The sequence below is a fragment of the Pedobacter sp. PLR genome (assembly GCF_026239675.1).
Taxonomy (GTDB): Bacteria; Bacteroidota; Bacteroidia; order Sphingobacteriales; family Sphingobacteriaceae; genus Pedobacter.
Window position 1 is genome coordinate 1 of record NZ_JAPIVQ010000014.1, and the last position, 10,357, is coordinate 10,357.

Annotated in this window: 7 protein-coding genes; 2 read left to right on the forward strand and 5 right to left on the reverse strand. The window is 37.6% G+C overall.

What is annotated here, in order from left to right; translation table 11 throughout:
• Window positions 1-158 precede the first annotated feature (158 nt).
• From OQX61_RS23905 to OQX61_RS23915, 3 genes are all read right to left on the reverse strand, one after another.
• Window positions 159-437, reverse strand: a complete 279-nt coding sequence (locus OQX61_RS23905; RefSeq protein ID WP_322973642.1) for a hypothetical protein — start codon at window positions 435-437, stop codon at window positions 159-161.
• A 186-nt stretch (window positions 438-623) separates the two neighbouring features.
• Window positions 624-1,898 carry a hypothetical protein gene (locus OQX61_RS23910; RefSeq protein ID WP_265844364.1) on the reverse strand — a complete coding sequence of 425 codons (1,275 nt, stop codon included), beginning with the start codon at window positions 1,896-1,898 and terminating at the stop codon, window positions 624-626.
• A gap of 659 nt (window positions 1,899-2,557) precedes the next feature.
• Complete coding sequence (locus tag OQX61_RS23915) at window positions 2,558-2,992, reverse strand: helix-turn-helix transcriptional regulator (protein ID WP_265844365.1); 435 nt, start codon at window positions 2,990-2,992, stop codon at window positions 2,558-2,560.
• Between the two features lie 345 nt (window positions 2,993-3,337).
• Here OQX61_RS23915 and OQX61_RS23920 point away from each other — a divergent pair, with 345 nt between their 5' ends.
• Window positions 3,338-4,711, forward strand: coding sequence for a HEPN domain-containing protein (locus OQX61_RS23920; protein ID WP_265844366.1), 1,374 nt, complete (start codon window positions 3,338-3,340; stop codon window positions 4,709-4,711).
• Window positions 4,701-8,117 (forward strand): DEAD/DEAH box helicase, encoded by a 3,417-nt coding sequence (locus OQX61_RS23925; protein WP_265844367.1) that lies wholly within the window; start codon window positions 4,701-4,703, stop codon window positions 8,115-8,117. The genes OQX61_RS23920 and OQX61_RS23925 overlap by 11 nt, the downstream gene beginning before the upstream one ends.
• A 127-nt stretch (window positions 8,118-8,244) precedes the next feature.
• On the opposite strand, the gene OQX61_RS23930 is transcribed toward OQX61_RS23925, so the two are convergent.
• Window positions 8,245-9,720, reverse strand: a complete 1,476-nt coding sequence (locus tag OQX61_RS23930; RefSeq protein ID WP_265844368.1) for a rhomboid family intramembrane serine protease — start codon at window positions 9,718-9,720, stop codon at window positions 8,245-8,247.
• A 412-nt stretch (window positions 9,721-10,132) separates the two neighbouring features.
• On the reverse strand, window positions 10,133-10,357 hold a 225-nt coding region (locus tag OQX61_RS23935), incomplete at its 5' end, for a hypothetical protein (protein ID WP_265844369.1).

A 10,357-nucleotide genomic window follows, 5' to 3' on the forward strand; every position in this document is an offset into this window, starting at 1 on the left:
ACCCTATAATTGCTGGACCAGAATCATCGATATATACATCATAATCAAGAAGATATCTAGTTTTCCGATTAATGAGCAGATCACTCTTAGGGCTAATATGATATCTATCCAACGGGTATCTACAGTGTAACTATGTCGTACCTTTCCTTCCCCATCACTTAACTGTTCTTTTTTTCACCTTCAACTAAGGAAATAACATCTTCATATTTACAATAAATTAATCCTCCTACTTTGTTGAATTTTAGCATTCCATTATTCCTATAACTCTGTAATGTTCCGTGCGATATGCTTAACAAGCTTCGTGCCTCGTAGCTTTTCAACCATTCTTTTTGCTCACTCCGTTTATGTAGCCTCTGTCCTGGTCTTCTAAGTTCCGCAAATAGCTCAAACTTAAACTGTTCAAAATCTTCTTTTGTAATAAAGTCCAACGTTATCATAATCTATTTATTTTAATTGTTGGATAAAATTGGTCAATCAGGGGAAATGAGCTTGACAAGCTGATGGGTAGTACCAAAAAAAAACACAACAAAAAAACTGCTTATCAACCAAATAAGCATGATGATCAAATGTTTTCAAAACTATCTAAGTGGGTGTATGTTGAAACAATAAGACTATTATCTCAGCTAAGACTTATATCTAGGTATATATTTAAAAACACCTATTGTATCATTCAAGGATTTTTGGATCTCATCCTTAGTAATTAATCCCTCTTTAAAATCAATATAAACGTTTAACAAATCAGTAGAGAGCATAAGACAATGTTTCCGCACTGCACTAAAATCAACCATATCTTTTGGAAATGGGTTTTCTTTCCTGTCTGCAGGCTTTTTATCTTTAAAGGCATTTAATACCAGAATCCCTTTGATGATTTTACCATTATTTTCAATTCCATAATTAGACACCCATTTCTCAACCTGCATAGCGTGAAGCGTTGCACCAGATTTGTTTGCACCTTTAATTTCAATAACAGCGTTAAATTCAGGATCCAAAAGGTGTAAATCATCGTTATTTCCCTGTGGTACCACAACATTAAATCCAATGTCCCTGAAAGTATTCTCAACAGCCAACTCTAGCTCTACATCACCGGCAAAGATCAAAGTTTTCAGTTGCCTGTATTTAGAAAGTTTCTTTTCATTCTCCTCTATTAAGGCTAGTAGCTTTTCCAGATCATTTTGAAATGCCTTTTTGCTGTCTAAATATATCCGCTCATCATAAATCACGTGATCATCAACCCAGGCAGGTATATTATCTAGAACATTATTTAATATTTTATTTCTTGAAATAATCAAGTTAATTATTGATTCTAAAAAATTAAAATCTAACAAATCCTTAAGGGACACTTTCTTTTCGAAGCTTGGAAGAACATAACATATCCCGTTTTTTATGCGTTGTTTTACGCCAACAATGTCCTTCCTCTTTTTTGAGCGCAGTACGGGACTTCCATTATATTTTTTAAGTACATATTGATACCTTAATCCAAAATCTCTATCAAAACTCTTTAAGTCTTCAACATACTCAAAGACAGATCCTCGCATTTCTTCAAATTCAAATTCTGATCGGTTTAAACGCAGAAGTGAAAATCTATCCAAATGCTCAGGAAGAAAATTCTTATTCTTACTCTCGTTTAAATCAGGAAGTGCATTTAATGAAATAAACATAACGCCACCATGTTCGTAAAACAGTTCAAACTCTTTGGACGTCTGAACTAAATTATCAAGTGCTGTTTTCAGGTCTCCGCTTCTTTCAGCCCCTGAAAGAAAATCGTCAACATAATTATTTAAGTGTTTGACACTTACAAAAATCGCATCAAATTCAGAAAGGTTCATTTTAATAGAAAGGTCAATATCTTCTACATATTTTCCTTCGATACAATTTCCTATTTGTCCAATTTTGAGCATAATAATTTAGTTTATGAGCGAGTTAAAAAGAAGTAAATTTCCAGCTAAATATCGTAAATTTTATAGTCAATGATTTAAATTTCGGATATAGATAACCATTTAGTATATTAGAGTATAACTATTGCTCTTTAAAGCTGGTCAAATTGTATCGAAACAACTGGTGCCTAATTTGGTGCCCGCATTGAAATGATGATCATATATAACTTATAACTTGCTCATTTAATGAATCTTGAAACACTGGATTATTATCCCAGCGGGATCACACAAAGGGCTATAGAAATCTAATCCTTTCTTGCTTAAACCCTGTTTATCGCACGATAAACAGGGTTTCTCAATTTTAGAGACTGCTTAAATCGACACAAAATTCAGTCATAATCGGTGAGTTATTCGGTGAGTAAATTGAAGATCCCCGACTCACCGAATAATAGCTGTTCAAATAGCTACTTTCCCTCTTCTATCAGAAAAAGCAAAAGAACTACATCAGCGGCAACACCCCTATTTACATAAGAATAAATCTCTGGTAAGCTGGAATTGGAATAACTGCCAATGCGCCAGGAATGTCGTTAGTTTCCATATCATCTCCCCACCTCACTGAATTCTTTTTTCTGAAAACACCACTTAAAAAACAATCAGAAACTGGATTGGCTCCAAAAAAACAACTAATACTCAAGTTCATCATACTTATCTACCCCCCTGCAATTCAATAAACGCTCATAAAGTGCGTCCTTTTCTGCATGAAGTTTTTTAAGTTCGTCTACTGTTTCAATTAGTTTATCTAATGGATTGAAAGTACACTGGTGTAATCCGCTATAGTTACTTGATGAACCTTCATAATTATTCTGAATATTATAAATAGCCGTTTCCTCATCAAAATTTCTGATCGCCGCTTCCGGCACATTTAATATTCCAGCAATTTTCTCCAAAAGACCTTCATCAATCTTTTCCCTGGATTCCAGGACTGAAATCTTTTTCTGGCTCCATTCCTCGCCCAAAGAAGCGGCAAGCCCCTCCTGTTTAATCCCCATCATTTCACGGAAGCGCTTAATATTTCTGCCTTCATGGGCTTTATTTGGCCGATCAGTTGTACTACTCATATAGTCTATATAAATCAAAAAATTAAGTCTTCAGTTGTGTATTAAAAATAAATCAGCCGATAGGTTTTATCCACACCAACGAATACCCGGGTTCTTAAGGAACAGTACCAGGATATTTCTTATTGAAAAGAGGTGTATTTAATTCAGCTGCTTGAAATAGAGCTGCTGCAAGCTTTTGAAAGCCGGCCAGGTGTGAGTTCCTAAACGAATATAACTATAATGATTGATTTTTCTTGTCTAAATCAGCAACTAAAAAATGCGTCAAAGCGTCTAAAAAATGAGCTTAAAGATTAATATAGACATGCTGGGTTTTGGTTCTTTGACTTTAACTAATTAAAGTCTAATATGAAACTACAACCAACAATTAGCAATCCGCATTACCAAATTGCCTCCTTTTTCTATTGTGATGAAAACAGCATTGAGTCTTTCCGTTTTGGAATGATTGACCTGGTCAAAACAGCCTGTTCCGATCGATACTACGGCAATCAGGAAAACTATCATCACAACCATCAGCAATTTGTCAAGCTATTAGAGCTGGCTCATGTGCTAAAGGATAGTCAGGAAGATTTTAAACTAAGGATTAATCACCCGCTTTACAGACTTTGTGACCGTCCTTTTCCCGCTTTAAATTTCCCTATACTATCCAATATAGAGGTAAATAATATTCGTTTGTTTTTTGAAGAGTTCTTCAACTATAGGGATTTGGAAGCCTGGAGAGCAATTTTAGATGCGCTTTTGAACTGCAGCACTGGGAAAATGAGCTTAGATAAAATCTATAATTCAAAATTACATGAATCAGTACTGATCAGTGAATATATAGCTAAGATGATAGAGGCCATGCGTTTGGTCTGTGAAACAAAATCTCTGTCTTATATCATATTACATCATGCCGGGGATTTCAGGACTGAGGAAGAAGAAAAAAAGAGCCTTCCGGCTGTAATTAAATTCATAGCAGATGTGATTGAGCCGGAAATGATCTATTGCCTAAACCACCAAACCGACAGCGATGGCAAAGACCATGCTGATCTGATACTGGTTATCCCTGAAGAGTACCCGCAAAAATTCGAGGAAATTAAAAGGGTGATTAATTTTGTCTTTTTAAAGCACCTTCATTTAAGCTGTACCTTATTTAAAAGTACATTTTTCCATAAAATGGTGACTGAGGGCCATATCTATTTCAGCATGGCCTGTAATACCGAAAGCCTGGTTTATCACGATGGCAGTAAACCCCTCCCAAAATTAAGAACAGACAGAAGACCAGAGAAAATAAAAAAAACCAATCATGATTTTCATGCCGGATTTACAAAAGCCAAAACCTTTTATACTGCTGCCGAGGTTTACCGGAATAACAACGTGATATTATCGGCCTTCATGTTGCACCAGGCAGCAGAGTTATGCATAAATGCTTTAATCAAGTCACTAACCACCCAGAATAAGTCGACGCATAGTATAGGAATACTGCTCCAATTCAGCCTGCGCCTCAGCACTAAATTAGCCCTTCAAATGAACAATGGCAGTGCCGAAGATGAACGCCTGCTAACGGTGTTTGAAGGTGCTTACCTGGGTTACAGGTATTCCGAAAAATACAACATCGATACTCAAGACTTAAATATTCTTTTTGAAAAGGTTAAAACGATGCATGCCACAGCCGAAGAAACCTTTCTAAACTGGATGGACAAATACGAACGCTTACTAAATACTACTCAAAATGATCAATAAGGACGCACAAGATACTCCATTAAGGAAAGCCTCTACCCCTTACAAACTAAAGTTGGATAAGGATACAAAACTGCCTGATCCTGCCGATTTGTTTGCAGTAGAGGAATCAATAATTGAAAATAATTCATATTTCAACTATAAAACTATAAACTTTAAAGGCCGGACAGTTACCATACGTTCAGGCGGGCCTGAAAACTATGACCAGGAAATTAACATGATCAAAGACTATATTCTGGTATCCTGCAATTGCGGCAGCGAAGTAATCCGGCTTTGCCCCCACGTCACCAGACTATTTACCCGCATGATAGAGAGAAAGGATCACGAATTCTTTGAGTACTTTAAAAAACACCCTTTTACAGATCCAATTTTCTTTGATAAGTACCTAACGCTGAAACCTCACTATGAACATGATGTTAAGGCCATTCCTAAGCCAGAGTACGGCCACATTTACAACTTTGAAAATGACATAAATGCGGAACATTTTGCAGCATATCATTCATTTTGCCTCTCTCCAACAAAAATTGAAGAAGAAGAATCAACCATAATTGCCTATGCCATAGCAACGCATTATGATTTTTCCGTTCCTTTTCTAATCCCTTGCAGGGCAATAATAAATACCGAAAAAACCGATGTAAAATCCTTTGGTAACTTTTATGATCCTGCATTAGCACCGGAACGACTAAATTCAGCGGGGAAACTACTGCATTCCCATAGCCTTGATTTCAGTCGGCTCCTAAATTTCGAAAAAGCACATAAGCAAAGCAGGTATGTCAGCAATGAAGAAAAAACAGAGATGCAGCAGATTGCTTTCAATGAATGGAAAAGGATAATTCCTACGCTAAAGGGCCAAAAACATCTTTTTTACCATCGTTTTCACCAAAAGCTGCCTTTTAAGGGAAATCTTGCAAAAAACACCATGAGACCGATAGCTTTAGCAAATGATCTGGTTTCATTTAGTTTTAAGCTATCCGAACATGAGGGGCATTACCAACTACGCTATAATGCCTGTGTAGACGGGCAAGATGCTGAAGTCGATGAGGTATTACCTCCAAAAGAGCCCTTTTTCTTTTCCCTGAAACATGCCCCGGGGATATTTTACCAGTTCTTTAGCCTGGAAGAAGGGAAGGCAATAGGCGAATTGGTTAAAGCAGGGGGAATCTTTACCATCCTTCAGAAGGACTTTAAAAACTTTAACAAAGCCATTTTATCAAAACTTGCACTTAATTATCCAACAACTTTCCAACTGGCAAAAGAAACAGAGCCACTGATGTTAATCCCTAAAGCAACTCAAATCAGGGTTGAAGATAAAGGTGAGTATGTTGCCTTTATACCTACCATTGTATATAGTGAAGGTTTTGAGGTAGCGGTTCAATCCGGTGGTACTGAAATGCTCCAATTTAAAAATGGTTTAGTTCAGGTGCTGCAGCGAGACAAGGCAAATGAAATGGCGTTTAAAACATTTTTCATGGCAATGCACCCTGCATTTAAAAAGCAAGATGCATTACCGTACTTTTACCTGTCAAAAGAAACCATTAGAAATGAATTCTGGTTTCCCAAAACAATCTATAACCTCAATGACCCTAATGTTAGTTTTACAGGCATGGAAAGCCTTACTGGTGTTGATTTCCAAATCGAATTACCTGACATATCGGTAAACTTAATGGAAGAAAAAGGCTGGTTTGACGTTGAGGTGTCGGTAACTTTTGGCGAGATCAAGCTTAGCCCTGAAGAAATCCAGAAAGCCCTTAAAAGGCGTACCACTACTTTGTATCTGCCCAATGGAAAAATGGCGCATTTACCCGATTCCTTTTTTAATCAGTTGACAGCGGTTTTCCGAAGTGGTACGCTGACCAGAAAAGGTGTAAAACTTGCCGGACAACACTACACGCTAATTGATCAGTTATACAATAAAACGGAAAGACCTGATCTGGCAAATATGGTGGATGAAAGGGAAAAGCTATTCAGTGAGCAGGAAAAAATACCGCTGGTGCCAGTCCCTGACAACGTGAATGCCATACTGCGGCCATACCAGTTAATGGGCTATAGCTGGTTGTGTCACCTGCATTCCTTAAAATGGGGTGGCCTGTTGGCCGACGATATGGGGCTGGGGAAAACTTTACAGGTACTTACCCTGCTCCAACACCTCAAAAACAACGGCTTATCATCAGCCCCACATCTGCTCATAGTTCCCACGTCCTTACTTTATAACTGGCAGGATGAAGCCGCTAAATTCTGTCCTGAATTAAATGTGCTGATTTTTCATGGAGCGGATCGTGAAAAGAAGGTATCTGAATTAATGAAATATGATCTTATCATTACATCTTATGGCACTGCTGCTGTTGATGTAAAGTTTTTATGCAGCATCAAATATCATTGCCTGATCCTGGACGAAGCACAAGCCATTAAAAACCCCTTCTCACAAAAGTTTAAAATGGTGACGCTCTTTGAGGCGCAGAACAGACTTGCGCTTACCGGAACCCCTGTAGAAAATAGCGCTTCCGATCTCTATGCACTGATGAATTTTGTAAACCCCGGTTTTTTTGGAAGCATGAAAATGTTTAAGGACAATCTTGCGGCAAAGGGTGATGACCAGGATGCCGGGCGGACGGAAACTTTACTAAAAATGACGAAGCCTTTTATTTTAAGACGTACCAAAAAACAGGTAGCCACTGATCTGCCGCCTAAAACAGAAATGATTCTATGGTGCGAAATGGAGCCCGCCCAGCGAAAAATTTATGATCAGTACCGGAACCGGTTTAAAGCTTATCTGACTGATAAGATTGACGCCATCGGACTGGAAAATTCTAAGCTATATGTGTTGGATGGGTTAATGAAACTCAGGCAGATTTGCAATTCACCAGTGCTAATGAAAGATGCCCCTGCCTTTGAGGAGACTTCCTGTAAAATCGCGGAACTGATGGAACACATCATGGAGAAAACTACGGGCCACAAGCTATTGGTGTTTTCTAATTTTACCGGAATGTTGACCCTGATCAGAACAGAGCTGGAAAAGCAAGGCATACCTTATGCCTATCTGGATGGTAAAACCAAGTTGGATAAAAGAAAAGCAGCTGCAACCACTTTTCAGGAAGATGAGGCTTGCAGGGTATTTCTGATCAGTTTAAAAGCCGGCGGAACAGGGCTCAACTTAGCTGCTGCTGATTATGTATACCTGGTAGACCCCTGGTGGAATCCTGCAGTAGAAAATCAGGCTATCGACCGCTGTTACCGGATTGGACAGGATAAACATGTGATGGCTTACCGGATGATCTGTAAGGGCACCCTGGAAGAAAAAATCTTAATTATACAGGATAAAAAAAGAAAACTCGCAGGTGAATTGATCCCAACGGATGAGGGAATATTGAAATCTTTTGGGAAAGAAGATTTGTTAAAATTATTTGGATAGATAATGATCCTTCCTTTTGAATACATCTTTTTAGCTTGTCCGAGGGGCATTCCAAGAGGATTGTCTGTTATGTTCGATATCTCTGTTGAAGAGATATCGAACATACATTTACTTTGCATAATCAGCTCTACTTAGTCTCCCCATTCAGCTCCTTTACCATATTTTCTATCTGCTGAGCTAAAGTTTGTATTTCTGCATTATACTTTTCCTTATTCCTTTCTGCAATAGCCTTATACATCAATTCATAGCATTTGATGCGAACTTCACAATACTTTTTGAGTGCCCCATTTTTTTCGTGAAGCATTTCAGGAAGATAAAGTTTATCTAATTTTGTTATAAGTTTAATGTTTTCATTCCAGTAATAAATTCCATGATCTTTTATCTCGTACATCAACTTAGCATCCGACACATCCTCAGGTAATGAATAAACTTCCAGGGCCTGAGACTCATTTCTAACAAATGCTTTAATCTCAGTATCATACTTTGCAAAATCATAAGGTGTTTGATTATACACCATAAATGATGTACAGAACATGAATACCGTTAACAATAAGATTGTATTTAATTCCAGCTTAAACACATGAGGCTTCTTTAAACTAGGTATCAAAGCATAGCCCATGATTAGGCCACTAAGAAGGCCTCCAATATGAGCCGCATTATCTATTCCTCCTTTTAATCCATTTAATAGATTATAACCTACGAAAACCGAGATGCTGGTTAGCAAACTCTTCCGTATATCCTTGTGAATAAAATCTGTAGTCAACAAAGCTAAAAAAACACCATACATACCAAAAATAGCACCAGAAGCACCGGCACTAATGGTCATATCATGCCACCACAAACTAGCTGCGCTGGCACCAATACCAGCAAGAAGGTATGTAGCAGCAAATCTAATCTTACCTAAATAAGGTTCTAGTATTGCTCCTATAAAGACCAAGGCATACATGTTCATCAACAGGTGCAAAATTCCTATATGCAAAAAACAATTGGTAAGCAACCGCCAAGGCTCACCGGCAGTTGTTATCGGTTTAAAATTAGCACCCCATCTAATCAAACTTTCACCATCTGGATTAAAAGCGCTTACCCCCATCAATACCATTAAGATGAAAACAAGCAAATTTAAATTGAGCAAAATGGGGGTAACAAAGTATCCATTTCCAGGAACGAAAATAGAAAGAAAGCCTTTGAAATTTTGGGTTGCTGTTGCCGGCGCTTGCGTAAGCTCATCATCTTCATCAGCAACCAATGTTAATGCTTCATATTTCAATTCTAATTCTTCAATATTGAAATTAGGTTTTAATTCCTCAATAGCAGAAATCAGCTGGTTAACATTCTTCTTATTTTTACCAAAATCGACCATCTCGGTACCTACAGAAAAACTCTCAACACTTACATTATTGGCTATTATTACAACTTTTATAAGCTGATTTGCAGAGAAGAAGACGTTTTTATTTGTATACGCTTTAAACCCTGCACTACTTGCATAAACTATGTCCCAACCAAGAGACTTTGCCGCTTCGATGCCTAGTGCAATATATTGTTGCTGTGTTAAGTCAGCTAAAGGGAATTCGTTGTTGTACTTAGGGGAAAAGCCTACTGCCATAATTTGAAAGCGATTAATATTTTATAAAAGTAATAAAGTTTTCTAAAATAGCAAGACATCTTAACGCCACCTTAGGTCTGATTATAGCTAAACGTATTTGCTTAATCAGCGGTCCAGGTGCAGATAGACGGGGTTTTAATAAGTTACCACTCACGATTCCCTTTGTCACTGTGAGTTTGATGATTGGCCACAATGAGACCCACGGAGACCTGTATTAATATATTCATTCTTTGCCGTCTGCAAAAGCATGAAGTAAATCCTTTCAAGGGACTTAAATACAAGCTGAAAAGTCTCATTTCCATAAAAAGCAATAAAGAACTAGTATCCGCAGATGCTTTAAAAATTCAATCCATTAATCAAGTATGTAGTTTGTAGGGTGGATTCCAAATATTATATTTTAGCAAACCTATTATTATTTTATAAACCTTTTCTTCAATGAGTCGACTATCTCATTCCTGATCTTAAATTGTTCAGAATTTTCGTTATAGCTTTGCTCATTTAGAAAATCTATCACTGACAGTTCCTCCCTAAAACCATGGAACAATATCCCGGTGGCTTTTTCATCCTGATGTGGTACTTTCAATAAGAACCCAGGTCTGAGACTAATGGTTACTGAATGGTTAAAGTTCCCCTTGTC